Below are 20863 nucleotides of genomic sequence, written 5' to 3'. Positions count from 1 at the left end.
TTTAGCGTATTGTAGTATTTTCTTTAACAATATGATACGCTAAATTTTTATAGTTTTGCGCCACTTCTAAATAAAATAGAAAATGAAAAAATTAGTTTTACTAGCAATTTTGGTGGCGGCACCTTCTTTATTTGCTCAGTCAAAAAGTGACATGTTAACCCATTACAAGGCATTCTATAATGAAATGCGTTTACAAGGTGATATTAATGGAGTGATTAATGCTTTAACTCATTTAAATGTAATTGAACCTTCTCAAGAAAGAAGAGATACACTTGCCTATGTTTATTTAAATAGTGGCCAACATATGCAGGCCCTTAATACCATTGGTATCGAAACAGATACAAATAGTTCTGATATTGCTGTTCAGGTAAAAGCGGTTTCCCTTAAAAACCTGAACCAACCAAAAAGAGCAATCGAGCAATTTGAAATTTTGTTCAAACGAAATCCAAATCCTTATTTGGCGTATGAACTAGCAGATCTTAAAATTTTAACTGGTGACCCAACAGGTGCAGGAACTAATATTGAATATGGTCTAGCTAATGCTAAAGAGGACATGAAACATGCTTTTTATGAGCGTCAACAACCTTATGAAGCATCTTTAAAAGCTGGTTTTTACCACTTAAAAGGATTATTGGTGTATAATAATGACAAAGCCAATATTGATGAAGCTATCGGATTAATGGATGAAGCTTTAAAAATAGATCCTAGTTTTAATCTTGCCAGTTTAAGCAAGCAAGCATTGGAAACAAAAAAGAATAGTCCAGAAGCTACAAAAAATTAAGTTGAAGACTATTTAGAAAATAAAAAAGAGAGGCTTAACGGCCTCTTTTTTATTTGGAAAAGCTGAATATTATCAGTTTAATTTGTACTCATTTTTTCAATCAGAAGACTATCGGAAACTTTCTTAATTTCAATGAGTTCTTTTACATTTTTATTGGGTACTGCTATAGATAAAACGTAATGAGCAATTTTCCAATTACCATCTACTTTTTCAAGCACTCCAGAACCACGACATAGTTTCATCTGAGTATCTAAAAGCTCATCAAACCAGGCAAAGCTTGCATTTTCATTCAGATAAACATTTCGTTCTAAGGATGTAAAACTCCAAGCACTTCCTTTATCAAAATAGGGCTTTGAAAAGTCTTTAAATTCTTGAGTCTGCCAATTCTCTGTAGCATCAGTACCAATAAAAGCACCATTTTTAGTCATCAATCCAAAATAAGCATCAAAATTTGCTTCGGAAGCAGCTTTATGCCATGCATCAATTACCTCATTAACTTTTATTTTTTCAGATTTTTGACCCATTCCAAAAACCGAAGTAAAAATAAGGACTACTAAAGCTACTCTAATTTTCATCTAATATTAATTTGGTGTCAAGTTTATTACTGATAATGACATTAAACTGATTTCTCCAGGCATTATTAGCAGTTAACAACTGCCTCATAGGTTCATTCACATCAGTACGATCTTCAATACTAGCTTTTAATTTTAAGAGGTAAGTTTTAAATACGCGTTGCCTACTTTTTATTTGAGGCTTATGAAATACTTCAGGATATCCTCCTGATTGTAAGGCCTGTTCTTTCTCTACCAGATCTTCAACTGCCAAGGCTAAATCTTCATTATTAGCGGCTCTATACATGACATTAAGGCTACTTTGAAAATCTTGATATTCTTTCCAATTTAATAAAATTTCATTGGCGTCCGGATCAACTTCTTGTTCTTTCGGCATATCTTGAAAAGAGAAAAAGACCAGTTCATCTTCATTGTCATCTTGTTCTCCTTCCTTCTTTTTACACCCATAAAGCATCAAAAAACAAGCACCAATAAGTAACAATTTCTGCATGAAACGAAATTACACAATTTAGGATAAGCTATCTTTATGGCTCAATTAAATTAACTTCTTTTTAAATGCAAAAGTCTATTTTAATTATTGGAGCATGCGGACAAATTGGTACCGAATTAACCATTGCACTTAGAGAAAAATATGGCAATGAAGCTGTAATTGCTAGTGATATTAGAGAAGGCAGTGATGCCCTCATGGCATCGGGGCCTTTTGAATTATTAGACGCCACAGACTATGAAGCCATAGAAAATGTGGTCATGTATTACGAAATTGAAGAGGTGTATTTAATGGCTGCTATGCTAAGCGCAACAGCAGAAAAGTTTCCAATGCGGGCCTGGAATCTTAATATGAACTCTTTATTCAATGTTCTCAATTTGGCTAAAGACAAAAAGATAGACAAAATATTTTGGCCCTCAAGTATTGCAGTATTTGGACCCAATACTCCAAAAACAGAAACACCTCAACACACCTTGATGGAACCCAGTACGGTCTATGGCATTAGTAAACAATCAGGAGAAAGATGGTGTGAGTATTATTTTAAAAAATTTGATGTTGATGTGCGTAGTGTACGATATCCTGGCTTAATTAGTTGGAAAACACTGCCTGGTGGCGGAACAACGGATTATGCAGTAGAAATCTTTCACAAAGCGTTGGAGGATAAAAAATATACTTGTTTTTTAGCTGAAGGCACTATACTGCCCATGATGTTTATGGATGACGCTATTAGAGCAACGGTATCTCTTATGGAGGCCAATCCAGAAGAACTTAGTATTCGTTCGTCTTATAATTTAGGAGCTATGACTTTTGGTCCCGAAGAAATTGCCTCTAATATCAAAGCCCATCTTCCGGAGTTTGAAATGAGTTACGACCCAGATTTTAGGCAAGCTATTGCTGATTCTTGGCCGAGTAGTATTGATGATAATCAAGCCAAATTAGACTGGAATTGGAAACCTGAATTTGATTTAGAAAAAACTACAAAGGAGATGTTGAAAAATCTTATGAACTAGTTCCAATATCTGACTTACCACCAGTTTTTTTAAGCAATTTAATTTGAAGAATTTCAATAGCCTTATCAATTGGTTTAAGCATATCATACATGTTTAAAGCAACTACACTAGCTCCATGCATGGCCTCTACCTCTACCCCTGTTTTATAAAATGTTTTTACTTCAACTGTGATAATAATATGTAAACCGTCAATTTCATATTGAATTCCCGCATACTCAATGGGCAGCGGATGACAATCAGGTAAAAGTTCAGGAGTTTTTTTTAAGCCTAAAAAACCAGCTGCTTTGCTCATAGCAAAAACATCCCCTTTTGGAACGGTTTTTTCTTGAATTGCCTTAATAGTTTCATGCGAACCTACTTTAACTATTGCCTGCGCTATGGCAGTTCTATGGGTGTTGCTTTTTTGTGTGATATCTACCATATACTAAGAGTTAACTTTCCATTGATATGATTCATCTTCAAATAGCTCTTTACCAAACACGGGGACTTCTTTTTTAATCTCTTCTACAACGTGGTGTAAAGCATCAAAAACTTCTTTCCTATGAGGAGAGGAAACAAAAACAAACAAACAAATTTCTCCAATGGCAACTTTCCCTAAACTGTGATAAATATGCATACAGGTTAAATCAAATTTGTCAAAAGTAGCTTCTCTTATTTCATGAAATTTTTGATTTGCCATAGCCTCATAAGCGGTGTATTCAATTGCACCAACTGCATTACCATCAATGACATCAGCACGAACTTGCCCCAAAAAAATATTATGTGCACCTATTGTTGTTTTAGATTGGTGCTTAGCGATTGAATTAGCAATAAATTCGGGGCTTATGGCTCCTTCAACAAATACATTTTTAATTTTCTTGTCCATGAATAGCTCTTTTAAACTAAGATAATGAAGAAATAAAACATCCTTCTTCTCTAGTCCGCTAAAAATACTAAAATAACAGCTTTAACAATTGGTCCAGAATTTTAAAAGATAGCAAAGAAATTTCCTATAGCTAAATTATATTTCTTTACATTGAGGCAGAGTAAAATATATGGTAGTGCCTTTGTTTAATTCACTATCTACCCAAATCCTCCCTTGGTTTTCTTTTATCATTTCAATACAAATAGAAACCCCCAATCCTGTGCCTTTTTCATTATCAGTTCCATAATTAGTTACTCTTTCATTACTATGAAAAACTTTATTCTTTATTTCGTTAGACATTCCTATTCCACTGTCTTTTATCCAAATTTTCCAATTCGACTCAGTCTTTTCAGCTCCAAAAATAATAGTTCCTTTTTGAGGTGTAAATTTTAAGGCATTGCTTAAAAGGTTCCTCAGAACAATTTCAATATGGTCTTCATCAGCCCAAACCTTGGTATTTATTTCAACTTGGTTTTTGACTTGTATCTTTTTATTATCAATTCTTGATGCCAATAAGGCTATGGAATTATCAATCTTGGTAATTAAATCAAAATTAATGGGTTTTGTTTGACGCCCATTTAATTGTGCTTCGCCCCAAAGAAATAAATTATTCAAAGAAAAAAGTACGTTGTCAACTCTGGTCTTCATTAATGGTAAATAATTATCAAATTCCTCTTTTGTGATGCCTTTCTCAACTAATAAATCCAATAAGCTTTTTATACCGCCAATAGGGCCTTTAAAATCATGCCCAATTATTGAAAATAGTTTAACTTTTGTTGTGTTAGCATCATCTAACCGTTCTGTTTTATTTTGAAGTTGAACTTGGGTCTCTGTCAATTCATGATTCAGAAGCTTCAATTTACTTTCATTTTTCTTAACCAAGAATAAAATTGATAGTAATGATAAAACGACGATTAAGGCAATTATTAAAATTGCTTTCTGAACAGCACTCCCTTTTTCTAATTTAAGATTTAATAACTGCTGCTGTTGTCGATAGTTATTTTCTGCAAGTGCAATTCTAGTTGTATTTTGATTTTTCTCATATTTAATTGAATCCCTTAATTGGTGATAAGTTTCTAAAAGATCATTGGCAAGCTCAAACTCTCCCATTTTTTGTTTGATGTCATATGACAATTTTATTAAGGCCTCTTGTGCTCGCAAAAAATGTAGTCTTTCTGCTATTGGTATCGTATTTGTTACAATTATATAGGCATTTTCATAGTTTTCTAAATTAAATTCAAGGTTTGCTTCTGCCAGATTCAACTCTACCAATTGTTGATAATCGTTTGAACCTTTAGATATATTATCAGCTTTTTCTAATAATTCTTTAGCCCCTTCAATATTGTTCTTTTTAAGAAAAACGTTCGATTTAATAATCCATACGCTATTCTGAAGAAACTTATCTTTAATATGATTGATTTGTTTTTGAGCATATTCAAGAAATTCAATTGTTTTATCGAGTTCATTCTTACCATAGTACATTTTTGCTATCTCAATATTAAGCTCAGCAGATTTGAAAATATCTGGTTTCTCTTTGAGTAATGAAAGGCTCAATTTGTAAAAAGAAACAGCTCTCTCATACTCATTTAAATCGGCCATGATAGAAGCAGCATTTGTTGTAAACAAATATGATTTTTCCCAATTACCAAACTTTGTAGCATACCTGCGCCCCATGCTATTGTATTCAAAAACTTTATCAATTCTTTTGTTCCTATAATTGCCAAATCCTAAAACATTTATGGTTTCAAGAAAAACTGAATCTGCACCAACTTCTTTAGAATAATTGAAAGCATCTATAGCAAGTGCAAAACTCAAGCTATCAGCAGCTTTATGCATTGATGTTCTGGCAATTGTTTCTTTTGCTTTAGCGATGCCGATTTCATAACCAATTTCGTTGCTAATTTTTAGTATTCTATTACCTAAATGAATTGCGCTATCTGCATTACTACGAACAAACTGCCTAGTTCGTTTGTAAAGAAAATCAACATATTCTGGACTTTTTTGAATACTTATTTTGGTGAAAGCATCATTTGCAATTGGTCCTTTTTGACTAAGAAGAAAATTTGTGAAAAAAAAAGCGCAAAACAAGAAAAATACCAAAAAGCCATAAGTTCTCTTATATTTTTTACTTTTTTGCATTGCCTTTTATAATCCATATGAAATTAAGAAAAAACTTACTTAACACATAGGGTTTAAAGAGTTTTGTCTAGGGATACAGACCTTAAGGAATGATGGGTTTAATCAAATTAAAGTCAAGAATTAATTTCTAAGTTGATTAATTCGTGTTAGAATCAACTAAACCTTAGCTTTCTCCCCAAAAACCTTTTGAAGACTTATTCGACTTAACGGTTTATCAAAATAACCCGCTACATTTTTATGTTCTTTGGCAATTGCACGATCTTTTGAATTGGCAAAAGCAGATAGCACATATATCTCTGGAATATCAATCGACCTAGCTATCTTTTTTAAACCTTCTATAAATTGCCAACCATTCATCTCATCCATAACAAGATCAAGAAAAATAAGACTTGGTAAGGCTTCTTTATTCTTTACCAATAAGGATGCCGTGTCAAGAGCATCTTCAGCATTAGAAAAAGTCTCAATAGCAAGTTCAGTTTCAAACTGCTGTAGGCAATACCTTGTAGCAAATTGAGATACCATGTCATCATCAATTATCCAAGTGGTGGTTTGCATAGGCTTTTTGGCTTGGCTAATTGAGTGGTATTAGCCCTTTACTTCAAAAATATAAGCTTCTGATTAGCGTAACAAAAATTGTCGTTTTACGGTCAAAAGCCTCTGCATAACGTTAAAATCCCCTAAAATATTGGATGGATTACCTAGTGAGGGAGCTTATTCTTAAGAACTCCGTAAACAAAAGTACCTAGTAATGCACCAATAATCACTACTATAATTGGAAGAAAACCAGCACCTAATAAGGTATACATAGGTCCTGGACATGCCCCAGCCAAAGCCCAACCTAAACCAAATAAGGTTCCACCAAATGCATAGCGTTTAAATGATTTTTCTTTGTCTGATATCTTTATTTCTTCTCCAAAGAATGATTTTTTATTTCCTCTTTTAACCCACTGGGTAAATAGAACGCCTAATGCGAGTGCCGAACCAATAATACCATACATATGAAAAGCGTCAAATTGAAACATCTCATAAATTCTGAACCAAGAAGCGGCTTCAGATTTAAACATGACTATGCCAAAAAATATACCCACTATTAAATAAATAAAACTCTTCATATCTCTAGAAAATTAAAGGAAAGATAAAATGAACCATGGCAAGGCCGCCTGCAAAAAACCCAATAACTGCAATCAAAGATGGCAACTGCAAATTACTCAGACCAGAAATAGCATGGCCAGAAGTGCAACCACCAGCGTAGCGTGCACCAAAACCAACTAAAAAACCACCCAAGATTAAAACGAATAATGTCTTTGGGTTTGAAAAAGCTTCATTTGCAAAAAACTCTGTTGGCATATAGGCATTACCGGCACTATGGAAACCAAGTGCATTCAGTTTGTTTACCGTATTGGAACTAATAGCAACAGTATCATCAATCGTGAGAAAATTAGCGGCAATGTACCCCCCTATTAAAACCCCAATCATTACAATGAGGTTCCAGCGTTGGGCTTTCCAATCAAACTTAAAAAAATCAGCTGCTTTCGCACCACCCGCAATTGTGCATAACGTTCTTAAATTGGAAGACATACCAAAACGTTTGCCTAACAAAATTAGTATCGCCATTGTTAGAGCAATCAATGGCCCAGAAACATACCATGGCCATGGTTGTAAAATACTATCCATACTTAAAATTTTTACAAAATAAAGCCAAATGTAAGTCGCTTCATGTGAATTATGTTATTTGTTTTTTAGTTTTTAACCTTACAGGTATTCAATCCGAAAATAGTGTACAAAGGACAAAAACTGACTAGACTTGTCAAAACAAAAATACCTGACAAGGCAAGTAAAACATATGCTAAAGTTCCCTCAATAACTTTAAAATAAAACAATGTAATTACCACTAATGCCACAATAAAACGAACAATACGGTCTACACCGCCCATATTTTTTTTCATAATTAAATTTTTAAAACATCAATTAATAGCACAACTACTGTTACTAGGCCCGCACATACAATACACACCAAAACAAGTTTATGCCACTTTTTTAATTTCATATTCAAATCTAAAGTTCTTCAAAGAAAATTGTTGTAACCTTAGTTACATAGCTATAGTAATTTTTATCTTAATTTTAAGTTTCATCTAAAATTTATGAATCGAAGAAAATTTGCTTCTAAACTAACTTTGGCCACAATTTCTGGAATTTTAGGAGCAGATATTGTTTTTGGTCATCAAATGCCTCAACATTATATTCCTTTAGGTTTGCAAGACCCAGACCCTTTTAAACTATTTCAAAAGGATAGTGAAATGGTATTACTCAATGATAAGCCTTGGAATATGGAAGCGAAAGCCCATCTTTTGAATGATAAGGTTACCCCCAACAAGTTCATGTTTATTAGAAACAATGGTAAAATACCTGAGAATATTAATGAGGCCAATTGGCAACTGACCATAGACGGTGAAGCAGCATTAACTGCGAAAAGTTACTCACTTGATGAGTTAAAATCAAAATTTAAAACTTATACCTATCAATTAACCTTAGAATGTGGTGGTAATGGCAGAAGCGAATTTAATCCGCCTGCAAAAGGAAATCAATGGATAATTGGTGCGGTTTCTTGCGCGAATTGGACAGGTGTCCGCTTACGAGACGTTTTAGAAGATACAGGTATAAATTCTGATGCGGTTTATATTGGCTATCATGCTGCTGACACTCATTTAAGTGGTGACCCCAATAAAGAACCTATTTCAAGAGGAGTGCCACTTTCAAAAGCGCTTCAAGATGAGACTTTATTGGCTTTTGAAATGAATGGTAAACCAATACCTATAGCACATGGTTTTCCTTTACGATTGGTATGCGGTGGCTGGCCTGCATCGGCATCAGGAAAATGGTTAAAAAAGATTAGTATTCGTAATAAAATTCATGATGGGGCAAAAATGGGAGGTAGTTCGTACCGAGTACCTTGCGAAACTGTGGCCCCTGGAAGCAAAGTTGAAGACGATGCAATGTGCATCATTGAGTCTATGCCAGTTAAATCATTGATAACCTACCCTAAAACTGGGGCTTTATTGAACTCCAAAACACTTAAAATAAACGGACATGCTTGGGCTGGTGAACTTCAAGTTCAGCAAATAGAATATTCCATAGACTTTGGCAGTACTTGGCAGTTATGTACCCTTGACCAACCAAGCAATAGATTAGCATGGCAACATTTTAATGCCTCAATTTCATTTCCAAAGAAAGGATACTATGAAGTTTGGGCAAAAGCCACTGATACAAATGACAATAGTCAGCCAATGGTTCTGCCAGGTTGGAATCCAAAAGGATATTTGAACAATGCTTGCCACCGAATTGCAGTTAAAGTAGTTTAATTTATGAACAAAAACTTTGACAGATCAATAAAATCATTGAGTGTTCTTTTGGGAGTATTCATAGCTTTGATTGCAATCCTTTTTGGTGGATTGCTTTATTTAAAGCAAAACCCTGAAGCATTAAGAAATCAAGCAAATGAAGGTTTAGTTGAAATTTCTGAAGAAAATAACGACCTAATTACGGATGGTATTCATGTTGCAACGGGCTTTGTTGATGATGAACATTTACAAGTAGTTATTCAAAATTGCACGAGCTGTCATTCGGCGAAACTCGTTACGCAAAACCGTATGAGTAAGGAAGGTTGGAAAGCAACTATTAAATGGATGCAAGAGACGCAAAATTTATGGGATTTAGGACAAAATGAAGCTAAAATAGTAAGCTATTTAGCCAAAAATTACGCTCCAGAACATCAGGGCCGAAGAGCCCATATAGAAGTTGCTGAATGGTATGAATTAAAGTGATATGGAAATTTATTTAGATGCATTTTTAAAAGGGTTTAACGGTACATTAAATTATACCTGGAAATCAATATGTTTTGAAGTGAATTGGTATAACAATTATTTTTGGGGACTCATTGCCATTTCACTTATGGTTTGGCTTTTAGAGATTCTGTTCCCTTGGAGAAAAGACCAGTCTGTCTTTCGTAAAGATTTTTGGTTAGACGCTTTTTATATGTTCTTCAACTTCTTTGTTTTCGCTATCATTATACAAGGTGTCTATAACATGCTTGAAGTGAGTTTTGGTCAATTAGGTATAACGATACAGAGTATCGCCTTTTTTAATATTCAAGATTGGCCATTGTGGTCTCAACTAGTAGTTTTCTTTGTGTTGCTAGATTTTGTGCAGTGGCTAACTCATATGGCTTTGCATAAATTTTCTTTTTTGTGGCGTTTTCATCAAGTGCACCATAGTGTAAAAGAAATGGGTTTTGCTGCTCACCTGCGCTATCATTGGATGGAAAATATACTCTACAAACCCCTAAAGACTTTTGGCGTAATGCTACTAGGCGGGTTTGAACCAGAACAAGCCTACATCGTTCACTTTATTGCTATAGCTATTGGGCATTTAAATCATGCTAACATTAAGCTGACCTATGGACCCTTAAAGTATATTTTTAATAACCCCGTAATGCATTTATACCATCACTCATTTCTACTGCCAAAAGGTAAATTTGGAGTGAATTTTGGAATAAGCCTGAGTGTTTGGGATTATATTTTTAAAACAAATCATATACCAGAAGACAGTGGAAAAATAATTCTGGGATATCATGGGGATGAAAATATGCCCCAAGGTTTTTGGGGACAATTGCTACATGGATTCACCAAGAAGTAAAGCTTTATAACTAATTATTCGCTTACCCAATCATTGTAGCCACCAGAATAATCAAAGATTGTAGTAAAGCCTTTTTCTTTTAGTAAGTCCGCAGCTCTGCTGCTTCTACCACCCATTTTGCAGTACAAATAAACAGGTTCATCTTTACTTAAATTTTCAATTTGCTGTACGAAAGTCTTACTATCGATAATATTAAAATTAAGTGCATCATCTATATGCCCAGCTTCGTATTCTTCGCTAGTTCTAACATCAACCAACTGAACATTTTTTCCGATAACATCGGTTTTCATATCTGATTTGTTCACTTTGGTAACAGCGGCCTCCGAATTTGTTTGGCAACTTAATGTAAAACTGAAAACAATAAAAAAGAATGAAAATTTAATAAAGGATTTCATTTAGAAGTTTATTTTAAAGTGGTTGGACAAACAAAATCTGTAACAGGAATTCCTGCTTTTTTTATAGCTGCAAATCCACCTGCAATATCAACTAAATTATGAATTCCACGACTCTTTAAAATTGAAGCTGCTATCATACTTCGATACCCTCCTGCACAATGAACATAAAAAGTTTCTTTTTCAGGGAATTCTGCTAAATGATCGTTTAAAAAATCAAGAGGTGTCAAGTTCGCATTTTCAATATGCTCAGCACTAAACTCTGAATCTTTTCTAACATCAAAAACAGGAATTTCCTTTTTTAAAGTATCTTTAAAAACCTCAGCTGAAATACTCTTGACGGTATCTGTTTCTTTACCAGTAGCCGACCAAGCTTCAACTCCACCCTCAAGAAAGCCAAGTGTTCCATCAAAACCAACACGACTTAATCGGGTAATAGCTTCTTCTTCTTTACCCTTTTCAGCTACTAATAAAATTGGTTGTTTTACGTCGGCAATCAATGCTCCAACCCAAGGAGCAAAACTTCCTTTTAATCCTATAAAAATTGACCTAGGAATATGTGCTTTAGCAAAATCATCTTGATGACGTACATCTAAAATTACTGCTCCTGTTTCATTAGCTGCAGCTTCAAAAGCATTGGGCGAAAGTGCGGTATCACCACGTTCAATCACATCATGAATATCATCATATCCTTCTTTGTTCATTTTTACATTAAGCGGGAAATATTGTGGTGGTGGTAAAAGTCCGTCAGTAACCTCTTCAACAAATTCAGCTTTCGTCATATTTGCACGTAAGGCATAATTCATTTGTTTTTGATTGCCTAGGGTATCAACGGTTTCCTTCATCATATTCTTACCACATGCCGAACCGGCACCGTGCGCAGGATAAACAATAACATCGTCAGCCAAGGGCATTATTTTAGTCCGTAAACTATCATAAAGCAAACCGGCTAAATCTTCTTGAGTCATCGTTGCGGCTTTTTGAGCTAAATCCGGTCGCCCAACGTCTCCTAAAAACAAGGTGTCGCCACTAAAAATAGCGTGGTCTTTACCATATTCATCTTTCAATAAATACGTAGTGCTTTCCATGGTATGACCAGGAGTATGGAGTACTTTAAAAGACAATTTACCCAATTGAAATTCTTGTTCGTCTTCAGCTACTAAAACTTTATAAGAAGGATTTGCATTAGGTCCGTATACTATGGTTGCCCCAGTTTTTTTGGCAAGTGTTACATGACCACTAACAAAATCAGCATGAAAATGGGTTTCAAAAATATACTTGATTTTGGCATTATCTCTTTCGGCTCGTTCTAAATATGGTTTTACTTCTCTTAAAGGATCAATAATAGCCACTTCACCTTCACTCTCTATATAGTAAGCACCTTGTGCTAAGCATCCGGTATATATTTGTTCAATATTCATCTTCATTAATTTTAAATCAAATTTATTGATTGTTGATTTAATTTCTTGCAACTTTAGTTACACTATCTATGTTGTAAAGACACTTTTTCTTGTAAAGCTGTTCGCTCCATTTTTTCTAAACAGTCAGCATAGGCTTCAGCAGTGCGCACATACATATTATCTTTACCTATGACGTTCACAAAACCACTACTCTGTAAAATATCGCGGATAGGCCCAATAGCACCTGCCAATTTGAATACAATACCTGTTTCTTTCAAACTTTCTACTACTTTCTCTAATTGATTTAATGCAGTATTATCTATATAATTTACTGGCTCTGCATTCAAAATCACATATTTCAAGCGATCATTTTTTAACCCGATTTCTTTCATTAATTGACTTTTAAAATAATGAACATTGGCAAAAAATAGTTGCGCATCAAAACGAATCATTAAAATCTCATCATGAATTTCAACATCTTCTGGAAATCGCTTCAGGTTTTTGAAATATTCCATTCCCTTTATTTTTCCTAATACGGCTATATGCGGCCTTGAAATTCGATAGACTAATAGTAGTAAGGAAAATAACACTCCGAAAATTATCCCTTGAGAAATACCAATAAGTAGCGTAGTTAAAAAGGTAACCAAGAATAAATAGAATTCATCTCTGCGTTGGTTCCATAGTTGTTTGGGATACTTTAAATCAATAAGACCATAAACCGCTACCAATATGATTGCACCAAGGACCGATTTAGGTAGATAATAAAAGAAAGGTGTTAAATAAAGCAATGTTACACCAACCACAACTACACTAATTAGTGAAGCTATACCCGTTTTTGCACCCTCATCTACATTAACTGCAGTTCTTGATAAACCAGCATTAGAAGGAAAAGATTGAAACAAAGAGCCTATGATATTAGATGCACCAAGCGCCCGTAATTCTTGATTAGGGTTTGTGTGATACTCTTGACTTTTATCCTCAACAGCTTTTGCTATTGTCATGGCCTCTGCAAAAGCAATAAATGCTAAAGCCATTGCAGTTGGAAATGCTTTTATCAATAACTCTGTATTAAATTCAGGAAGTAAAAATCCTGGTAGTCCTTTTGGTATTTGACCTATAATATGAACATCGGTATCATTCACCATAAAAAAATAAATACCTATAATACCAAGTATGACTACAACCATTGCAGCCGGTAGTTTTTTATGTACCCGCTTCAGCCCAATAATGACTAAAATAGCGGCAATACCTATAGTTAAGTCATAAAAATTTGTTTGCCCTAATTTATTGAAGATAGCTTGTAGTGTTGGTAGTGTCTTATTTGTACTAATTTCTAAACCAAAAAAGTGTTTCAACTGGCTAATACCTATTACGAAAGCAGCAGCCACTGTAAATCCACTGACTACTGGCCTAGATAAAAAATTAGAAAGAAAGCCTAGGCGCATAAACCCCATGACCAATTGAATAACTCCAACAAAAAGGGCCAAGAAGATGGCCATGCTAATATATTCGTCAACATTAGCCAATTTCATCGCGGCTAAACTTGAAGCGACAATTAATGAGTCTAAGGCGACAGGACCAACCGCCAATTTTCTGCTTGAACCTGTAAATACATAAATTAGATTTGGTATTAGTGCAGCATATAAACCGTAAATAGGAGGTAGACCTGCAATTAAAGCATATGCCATACCTTGAGGAATCAACATAATTCCAACTGTAATTCCAGCCGAAAAATCACCCGCCAAATACTTTTTCTTGTATTTGGGTAACCACTCAAAAATTGGAAAATACCGTTTCAACATTATAGCAAAGGTACTATTGATTTATGGGATGCTTTGTATCCATTGTTACAAGAGCTACAAATCAAGCAATTCAATTTGATTGCGATGTAATTTTATTTTACCTAAATGTTCCAATTTTTTTAATAATCTCGAAATCACTACTCTTGAACTATGTAGATCATACGCAATTTCTTGATGTGTGTTCACTATATAATTGGTGTTAGCTATTCTCGATTTTTCTTTTAGAAAAGCAATCAGGCGTTCGTCCATATTCTTGAAGGCGATACTATCGACTGTTGCTAACAATTCGTTCAATCTATTGTGGTAACTATCAAAAATAAAATTTCGCCATGTTTTGTATTTAGCGGTCCATTCTTCCATTTTACGAATTGGAATCATAATTAATTCTACATCGGTTTCTGCAATGGCTCTTATTTCACTTTGAGTGGCACCCAAGCAACACGCCATAGTCATACTGCAGGTTTCACCTCTTTCTAAATAATACAAAAGTAACTCATCCCCATCTTCATCTTCTCGTAAAATTTTGATTGCACCAGATAGTAAAAGTGGCATCCCCTTAATATATTGACCAATTTCAATTATTTTCTCTCCTTCTTTTATGGTCATTAAAGTACCAACCTCAGCAATTTCATCAATAAGTATTCTTTCAAAAACAGTTGAAAAATTTTCAATTAGTTTATCCATCATTTCATTACAAAGATTTAGGTTAAACTCAAAGGTAAATTAGCGCATCTTTTATTAGTCAAACGAAAAACAGCATTGGCAATGGCCGCCCCAATAGGGCCTAAAGGTGGTTCACCAACTGCACCTGGCCTTTCAATACCCTGTAATAATACAACATCAATTTCTTTTGGCGCATGTTTCAATTGAGCCATCTGGTAAGGACCATAAATAGTTGGTGTCAATTCGCCATTAATCACCTCCATTTTCTCAAACAATGAAGCGCTCATTCCCATAATAATTGCTCCTTCGCATTGGGCACGAACTTGATCGGGATTAACGGCAATACCAGGGTCCATAGCACAAGTGACCTTATGAACTTTAATCTCATCATTTTCAATAGATACTTCTGCCACTTGAGCACAGGGCGTACCGGCATCAGTGGAAGCAGCAAAACCCATTGCTCTACCGTTAAATGCTTTATCTTGATAATTTGCTTTTTTAGCTGCTGCGATGATAACGGCTTTTAACCGTTTTCCTTTATCGTCATCTTGAATATGAGCCAAACGAAAATCAATAGGGTTCTTACCTGCTTTAATGGCTAATTCATCCATAAAGCTTTCCCATGCAAAAGTGTTTGCAAGCAAACCTAAACTCCGCCACCAACTAGTTGCAAAGGGCAAATCAACATGCCAAGAAACTGTTCTAAGGTTTGGAATACTTCCATAGTGACAAAAACCACCTCGAATAGCACCTACATCCGTACCAACAACCGTACTAATAAAACCAGGAAGCATTGCAGAATTTATGGCCACATCACCACTTGAAAAGTCATGTTGTAGATATTCAATATTGCCAGAGTTATCAAGTTTTGCCTTTAGTTGATGATGGGTAGGTGGTCTAAACAAATCATGCTGAAATTCTTCTTTTCTTGAAAAGAAATATTTTACTGGTTTGCCCACAGCTTTGGACATCACTGCTGCTTGAACAGCATGTGGTGTATGTAATCTACGACCAAAGCCGCCACCCAAAAATGTTGGAATAACATTAACATCATCTTCATTAATATCTAAGCGTTTGGCAACTTCTTTTCTTGTTAAAGCAACTACTTGAGTAGAAATTTTTAAAGTAGCCTTACTATCTTCTACAAAAGCTAAAACACCATTGGGTTCTAGTTGTGCATGCGCCCCGATCGGACTGGTATACTCTCTAGAAATAATACCATCTTCTTCACCGAGTTCACTTCCTTCTTTTTGCAATAAAAAAGCATCGCCCTTACCCACTTTGGTCATTTCGCGAATATCATTGGTCTGCCATGATTGGCCAACTTCCCAATTGACCTCAATAGCTTCTTTAGCCTTTTCAGCTGCAGTAAAAGAAGTTGCCACAACACCCACAAAATCATCTTCTTGAATAATTTTGATAACACCGGGCATACTTTCCGCCTTTGATATATCTGCACTTTTAAAAACAGCCCCAATTTTATCAGGTCGCACAACAGCGCCATATAGCATATCTGGCATTTCAGCATCCATTCCAAATATTGGATCACCAAAAACTTTGGCTTCTAAATCTACACGTGGTAAGGGTTTACCTATAAACCGATAATCTTTAAATTCTTTTAAATTAGGCGTTTCCGGTATTTCCCAATCCGTTACTCCATTGGCAATTTCAGCAAAAGTCATTTTTTTATCACCAACTGAAATAACGCCTCCTTCAACCTTCATATCTTCATTTACCCAACCCAATTTTTTTGAAGCTTCGGTTTTGAGCATTTCTCGCATGGTGGCCGCTAGCTCCCTTAATGGCAGCCAAAGACCAGAAATAGAATTACTACCACCAGTTGCAAAATTGTCCATATTACCAGTGAGCGAAACTGCATGAACAACAGAAATCTGTTCCATATGAATTTCAAGTTCATCGGCAGCCATTTGAGCCAAACCAGTGAAAGTGCCCTGGCCCATTTCCACCTTAGGAGAATGAAGTATGACCTTATTATTTGATGTAATCTCAAACCATAACATTGGTTCCATTCCAGCTCCTAAATAGGGCGATTCACCACCATCAACCTGTTCTAATATTTTTCTTCTTATCGGGTTTCTAAACAAGTAAGTACCAACGGCAACAACACCGACTGTACCTAATCCGCCACGTACTAAAAACTTTCGTCTTGATATTTTTTTCTTCGCCATGACTTACAAATTTTCCGTTGTTGATTCTTCTTTAGGCATTAATGCCGAAGCCTTATGAATTGCCTTTCTCATTCGATAATAGGTTGCACAGCGACAGATATTGGTAATACTTTGGTCGATTTCTTTGTCAGATGGAGTGGGGTTTTTATTCAATAATGCTGCGGTCGCCATCATAAAGCCCGATTGACAATACCCGCATTGTGGTACAATTTCATCAACCCAAGCTTGTTGTACCGGGTGTGGATTTTCTTTTGTACCTAAACCTTCAATAGTAGTGACATTCTTTCCTTCCACAAATTTTGCAGGATATGAACAAGAACGAACTGCTTCTCCACCAAGATGTAAAGTACAAGCACCACATGCCGCTTTTCCACATCCAAATTTTGTGCCTTTCAAATTCAAGATATCCCGAACAACCCATAATAAAGGAGTCATTTCATCTTCCAATTCTACTGTGGTAGGATTATTGTTTAGAACAAAGGAGAGTTTCATAAGATTATGTTTATTGTCTACAAGATATTTAAACTTTAATTAAATATGAGTTTCGTGAGAAACCTTTAAAAAATTTATAGTGCTGATTTTATAAATTCCTCATCTAAAAAGACTTCTAGCAAAATGTATACTTGGTTTTCCGTAGGGTTATTCACATAGTACAAGTCTAGAATATTCAAATCAATAAAATTATCTCAATCTTGAAACACTAACTTAAAATAGTTCGCAAACCTCAAAATTGAAAACTAAATATTCAGTTAGGTTAAAAAGTTAATTGGAGCGGGAGGTGCGTTTAAAACTATAATAGGCCTATACCAAATAAGACGCAGTACTATCTAAAATGTTTAGTTAGTTTGGTGCTAAGAGGAGACGTAGTTGAATAGTAATAATCTATTAAGCTTCCCTCGGGAGAAACAAGATATTTTTGAAAATTCCATTTAACAGAACTACTCTTTTTACCATTCAACTTTTTATCCGTTAGCCATTGATATAAAGGATGTTTTTTCATTCCTTTAACATCAATTTTTTCGGTCATTATAAAGCTAACACCATAGTTTTTTTGGCAAAAATCACTTATCTGCTCTTCGTTTCCAGGTTCTTGTGCACCAAATTGGTTACAGGGTAGACCAATTACCATAAGGTTATCCTTGTTGTCCCGAAATAGTTTTTCTAATTCTTTGTATTGACCAGTGAATCCACATTTACTGGCCACATTAACAAAAAGAAGGTATTTTCCTTTTAAGTTCTTTATTTCTAAAGGAGTCCTATCTAATTTAAGAATATCAACATCATAAATTTTAAATTTATCGACTGATTCTTCGGATTTGTTAAAGGCCTTATTACTTAGCTTATCTAAAAGTTTCAAAATAAATTCTAGTTATTAATATAATTATACAATTCTTGAATCTTCGCCTGATTATTGAAGTCACCTCCATAAAAAGAAGTGACAGTAGCCGAGGTATTATCTTTAATTCCTCTTGAAGATACACAAAGGTGTTTAGCATCGATAATGACGGCAACGTTTTCTGTGCCTAGCACTTTTTGTAATTCGACCCCTATTTGGTTTGTGAGTCGTTCTTGGACTTGGGGCCTTTTGGCAAAGTATTGCACCATTCGATTTAATTTGGATAACCCAATTACTTTACCAGAAGAAATATAAGCGACATGAGCTTTACCTATGATTGGGACAAAATGATGTTCACAATTAGAATAAAAAGTGATGTCCTTTTCAACCAACATTTGATTGTATTGATATTTATTGTCAAAAAGAGCCACTTTGGGTTTATTGGCAGGATTAAGTCCTGAATAAATTTCATCGATATACATTTTAGCGACCCGTTTTGGAGTTCCTTTTAAAGAATCATCTGTTAGGTCTAAGCCCATTACGTCCATAATTTGAGCAAAGAGATTGGCTATTTGTTCTTTCTTTTCCTCATTAGAAAGTTTGAAGGCATCTTCTTTTAAAGGTGTTTCAATGCCCGTATATAAATGATCATCACCTATTTCATCTATGGTCAATGCTTGAATAATATCATTTGACTTTAAAACTCCATTAACCAGTGTATTGTTTATTTCCATTTTTATGCTTTGTTACCTCTTGATGATTTTAAATTAAAGTAATCAAATGTAAATATTTTGTTTATTCTTTTTTGTTAAAGTTTAAACAAAAAAGAATTAAATACTTTTTGTTTCTTGATGATGTATAAAAAAGGGACTTCTTGTATCTGTAATTTTTTCAGGAAAAAGGAATTTCTCCAACTACAAAAGTTGGATTAAATATTAATGATTTTTTTAAAATAATAATAACCTTAAATTTAAAGGGCGTTTGAAAGAATGTTTTTTAAAACCAACCGATGTATTATTTAGGTATTGATTTAGGAAGTTCATCAATAAAGCTTGCCCTAGTTGAAATTGAAACTGGTAAATGTTTAGGAGTTATCCAAGAACCTGAAAAAGAAATGGATATTCATGCTCCTAAAAAAGGCTGGGCAGAACAAGATCCTGAGGACTGGTGGAAGTATGTCTGTAATGGAGTTCATCAAATTAAAAAGAAATTTAAGGTTACTAAAGATGAAATCAAAGGTATTGGTATTGCCTATCAAATGCATGGTTTAGTTTTAATAGATGATTTAGGTAACCCAATTCGCAATTCAATTATTTGGTGTGATAGCCGAGCGGTTACAATTGGCAATAAGGCTTATTCTGAAATAGGGACTGCTATTTGTGACAATGAATTTCTTAATTCACCTGGAAATTTTACAGCCTCGAAACTTAAGTGGGTGCAGATCCATGAACCAGAAAACTATGAAAAGATTTATAAGTTCATGTTACCTGGTGACTATATCGCTTTTAAATTATCAGATACTATAAATAGCACTATTACTGGTTTATCAGAAGGAATTTTTTGGAACTTTAAACAAGATTCCGTTTCAGAACAGCTACTTGACTACTTCCAATTTTCTAAAGAACTTTTCCCTAATCTCGTTGATACATTCTCTAAACAAAGTGAAATATCCAAAAAAGGGGCTTTGGCTAGTGGTCTAAAAGAAGGGACGCCAATATTGTATAGAGCCGGTGACCAACCTAATAATGCTTTGTCGTTGAATGTTTTTCAACCTGGTGAAGTAGCAGCTACTGGTGGAACTTCAGGCGTAGTTTATGCCATAACCAACAATCTTTCAGTTAAAGAAAGTTCGCGAGTAAATAATTTCGCCCATGTTAATTACAAAAAAAATAGACTCAAAAACATAGGCAAATTACTTTGTATTAATGGCGCAGGAATTCAATACCGATGGTTGCTCAATAATCTTTCAGTCTCTTCATATGAAGAGATGAATAAATTAGCCAATGAAGTAGAAATAGGATCTGATGGTGTTTGCGTTATTCCTTTCGGTAACGGATCTGAGCGTATGCTATTGAATCAAGATATCGGTACTAGAATTCTGAACCTCAACTTAAATCGACATTCCAAATCACATATTTGTAGAGCGGCTTTAGAAGGGATTGCATTCTCTTTTGTTTATGGTATAGAAATAATGAAATCAGATGGCATTGAAGCTAAAGTAATTAGAGCAGGGAATGACAATCTATTTAGGTCTAAAATTTTTGCAAATTCTATTGCAACGTTAATTCAACAAGAGATTGAAATTTACAATACCACAGGCGCAATCGGTGCGGCAAGAGCATGTACGATTTCATTAGACGGTTATGAAAAATTCTCGTCTTTCATGAAGAATGACCATGTCATGACTTATATGCCTTTTCAAGATATGAAACCGTTCAAGAAGGCTTACCAAAATTGGAAAAAAGAACTAGAACTAATTTTAAATAAATAATATTT

Annotated in this window: 23 protein-coding genes; 6 read left to right on the top strand and 17 right to left on the bottom strand. The window is 34.6% G+C overall.

Translation table 11 applies throughout. The features are described from left to right. The first annotated feature begins 82 nt into the window (after positions 1-82). Entirely contained in the window at positions 83-781 is a 699-nt protein-coding gene (locus tag RM542_RS04025) for a hypothetical protein (RefSeq protein ID WP_311384426.1), read from the top strand. Between the two features lie 77 nt (positions 782-858). Here the strand turns inward: RM542_RS04025 and RM542_RS04020 are convergent, their stop codons facing one another. Both RM542_RS04020 and RM542_RS04015 read right to left on the bottom strand, forming a co-directional pair. Further along, a complete protein-coding gene (locus RM542_RS04020) occupies positions 859-1356 on the bottom strand; it encodes a nuclear transport factor 2 family protein (RefSeq protein WP_311384425.1) in 498 nt (165 codons plus the stop codon). Next, complete coding sequence (locus tag RM542_RS04015) at positions 1346-1843, bottom strand: hypothetical protein (protein WP_311384424.1); 498 nt, start codon at positions 1841-1843, stop codon at positions 1346-1348. Before RM542_RS04015 ends, RM542_RS04020 begins: the two co-directional genes overlap by 11 nt. Positions 1844-1908: 65 nt before the next feature. Between RM542_RS04015 and RM542_RS04010 the strand changes: the two genes are divergently transcribed. Continuing rightward, the gene (locus RM542_RS04010) at positions 1909-2850 is read left to right on the top strand and encodes an NAD-dependent epimerase/dehydratase family protein (RefSeq protein ID WP_311384423.1); all 942 of its coding nucleotides are present in this window, start codon (positions 1909-1911) and stop codon (positions 2848-2850) included. Here RM542_RS04010 and moaC read toward each other — a convergent pair. The 7 genes from moaC to RM542_RS03975 form a co-directional block, all read right to left on the bottom strand. Further along, on the bottom strand, positions 2840-3271 hold the full coding sequence (moaC, locus tag RM542_RS04005; RefSeq protein WP_311384422.1) for a cyclic pyranopterin monophosphate synthase MoaC: 432 nt from the start codon (positions 3269-3271) through the stop codon (positions 2840-2842). The genes RM542_RS04010 and moaC overlap by 11 nt on opposite strands. A gap of 3 nt (positions 3272-3274) precedes the next feature. After that, positions 3275-3715, bottom strand: a complete 441-nt coding sequence (locus RM542_RS04000) for a molybdenum cofactor biosynthesis protein MoaE (RefSeq protein ID WP_311384421.1) — start codon at positions 3713-3715, stop codon at positions 3275-3277. 135 nt (positions 3716-3850) lie between these two features. Further along, positions 3851-5893, bottom strand: a complete 2043-nt coding sequence (locus tag RM542_RS03995; protein ID WP_311384420.1) for a HAMP domain-containing sensor histidine kinase — start codon at positions 5891-5893, stop codon at positions 3851-3853. A gap of 156 nt (positions 5894-6049) precedes the next feature. Continuing rightward, entirely contained in the window at positions 6050-6448 is a 399-nt protein-coding gene (locus tag RM542_RS03990) for a response regulator (RefSeq protein WP_311384419.1), read from the bottom strand. A gap of 143 nt (positions 6449-6591) precedes the next feature. Beyond that, entirely contained in the window at positions 6592-7005 is a 414-nt protein-coding gene (locus RM542_RS03985) for a DUF6691 family protein (RefSeq protein ID WP_311384418.1), read from the bottom strand. Between the two features lie 4 nt (positions 7006-7009). After that, positions 7010-7567, bottom strand: a complete 558-nt coding sequence (locus RM542_RS03980; protein ID WP_311384417.1) for a YeeE/YedE thiosulfate transporter family protein — start codon at positions 7565-7567, stop codon at positions 7010-7012. 65 nt (positions 7568-7632) lie between these two features. Next, the gene (locus RM542_RS03975; RefSeq protein WP_311384416.1) at positions 7633-7839 is read right to left on the bottom strand and encodes a DUF2892 domain-containing protein; all 207 of its coding nucleotides are present in this window, start codon (positions 7837-7839) and stop codon (positions 7633-7635) included. 195 nt (positions 7840-8034) lie between these two features. Here RM542_RS03975 and RM542_RS03970 point away from each other — a divergent pair, with 195 nt between their 5' ends. The 3 genes from RM542_RS03970 to RM542_RS03960 are packed head-to-tail and all read left to right on the top strand — an operon-like array spanning position 8035 to position 10585. Next, a complete protein-coding gene (locus tag RM542_RS03970) occupies positions 8035-9252 on the top strand; it encodes a sulfite oxidase (protein WP_311384415.1) in 1218 nt (405 codons plus the stop codon). A gap of 3 nt (positions 9253-9255) precedes the next feature. Then, positions 9256-9714, top strand: a complete 459-nt coding sequence (locus tag RM542_RS03965; RefSeq protein WP_311384414.1) for a monoheme cytochrome C — start codon at positions 9256-9258, stop codon at positions 9712-9714. Position 9715: 1 nt separating this feature from the next. Continuing rightward, positions 9716-10585 (top strand): sterol desaturase family protein, encoded by an 870-nt coding sequence (locus tag RM542_RS03960; protein ID WP_311384413.1) that lies wholly within the window; start codon positions 9716-9718, stop codon positions 10583-10585. A 14-nt stretch (positions 10586-10599) separates the two neighbouring features. Here RM542_RS03960 and RM542_RS03955 read toward each other — a convergent pair whose 3' ends face one another. The 8 genes from RM542_RS03955 to folE form a co-directional block, all read right to left on the bottom strand. Further along, a complete protein-coding gene (locus RM542_RS03955; RefSeq protein ID WP_311384412.1) occupies positions 10600-10980 on the bottom strand; it encodes a rhodanese-like domain-containing protein in 381 nt (126 codons plus the stop codon). 8 nt (positions 10981-10988) lie between these two features. Next, the gene (locus RM542_RS03950) at positions 10989-12398 is read right to left on the bottom strand and encodes a rhodanese-like domain-containing protein (protein WP_311384411.1); all 1410 of its coding nucleotides are present in this window, start codon (positions 12396-12398) and stop codon (positions 10989-10991) included. 62 nt (positions 12399-12460) lie between these two features. Beyond that, positions 12461-14179, bottom strand: a complete 1719-nt coding sequence (locus RM542_RS03945; protein WP_311384410.1) for a solute carrier family 26 protein — start codon at positions 14177-14179, stop codon at positions 12461-12463. Positions 14180-14233: 54 nt separating this feature from the next. Continuing rightward, on the bottom strand, positions 14234-14866 hold the full coding sequence (locus tag RM542_RS03940) for a Crp/Fnr family transcriptional regulator (RefSeq protein ID WP_311384409.1): 633 nt from the start codon (positions 14864-14866) through the stop codon (positions 14234-14236). 14 nt (positions 14867-14880) lie between these two features. Continuing rightward, the gene (locus tag RM542_RS03935; RefSeq protein WP_311384408.1) at positions 14881-17031 is read right to left on the bottom strand and encodes a molybdopterin cofactor-binding domain-containing protein; all 2151 of its coding nucleotides are present in this window, start codon (positions 17029-17031) and stop codon (positions 14881-14883) included. A gap of 3 nt (positions 17032-17034) precedes the next feature. Further along, the gene (locus RM542_RS03930; protein WP_311384407.1) at positions 17035-17523 is read right to left on the bottom strand and encodes a 2Fe-2S iron-sulfur cluster-binding protein; all 489 of its coding nucleotides are present in this window, start codon (positions 17521-17523) and stop codon (positions 17035-17037) included. 331 nt (positions 17524-17854) lie between these two features. Continuing rightward, a complete protein-coding gene (locus RM542_RS03925; RefSeq protein ID WP_311384893.1) occupies positions 17855-18319 on the bottom strand; it encodes a glutathione peroxidase in 465 nt (154 codons plus the stop codon). 77 nt (positions 18320-18396) lie between these two features. Next, positions 18397-19101: a GTP cyclohydrolase I FolE gene (gene folE / locus RM542_RS03920; RefSeq protein WP_311384406.1), complete on the bottom strand. Its 705-nt coding sequence runs from the start codon at positions 19099-19101 to the stop codon at positions 18397-18399. Positions 19102-19376: 275 nt separating this feature from the next. Between folE and RM542_RS03915 the strand changes: the two genes are divergently transcribed. Next, entirely contained in the window at positions 19377-20858 is a 1482-nt protein-coding gene (locus tag RM542_RS03915; RefSeq protein WP_311384405.1) for an FGGY family carbohydrate kinase, read from the top strand. Positions 20859-20863: the final 5 nt, after the last annotated feature.

Source organism: Croceitalea sp. P059 (assembly GCF_031846365.1).
In the GTDB taxonomy this organism is placed as follows: Bacteria; Bacteroidota; Bacteroidia; order Flavobacteriales; family Flavobacteriaceae; genus Croceitalea; species Croceitalea vernalis.
Note: the sequence above shows the minus strand (reverse complement) of the source record. Positions and strands in the feature narration are given on the sequence as shown.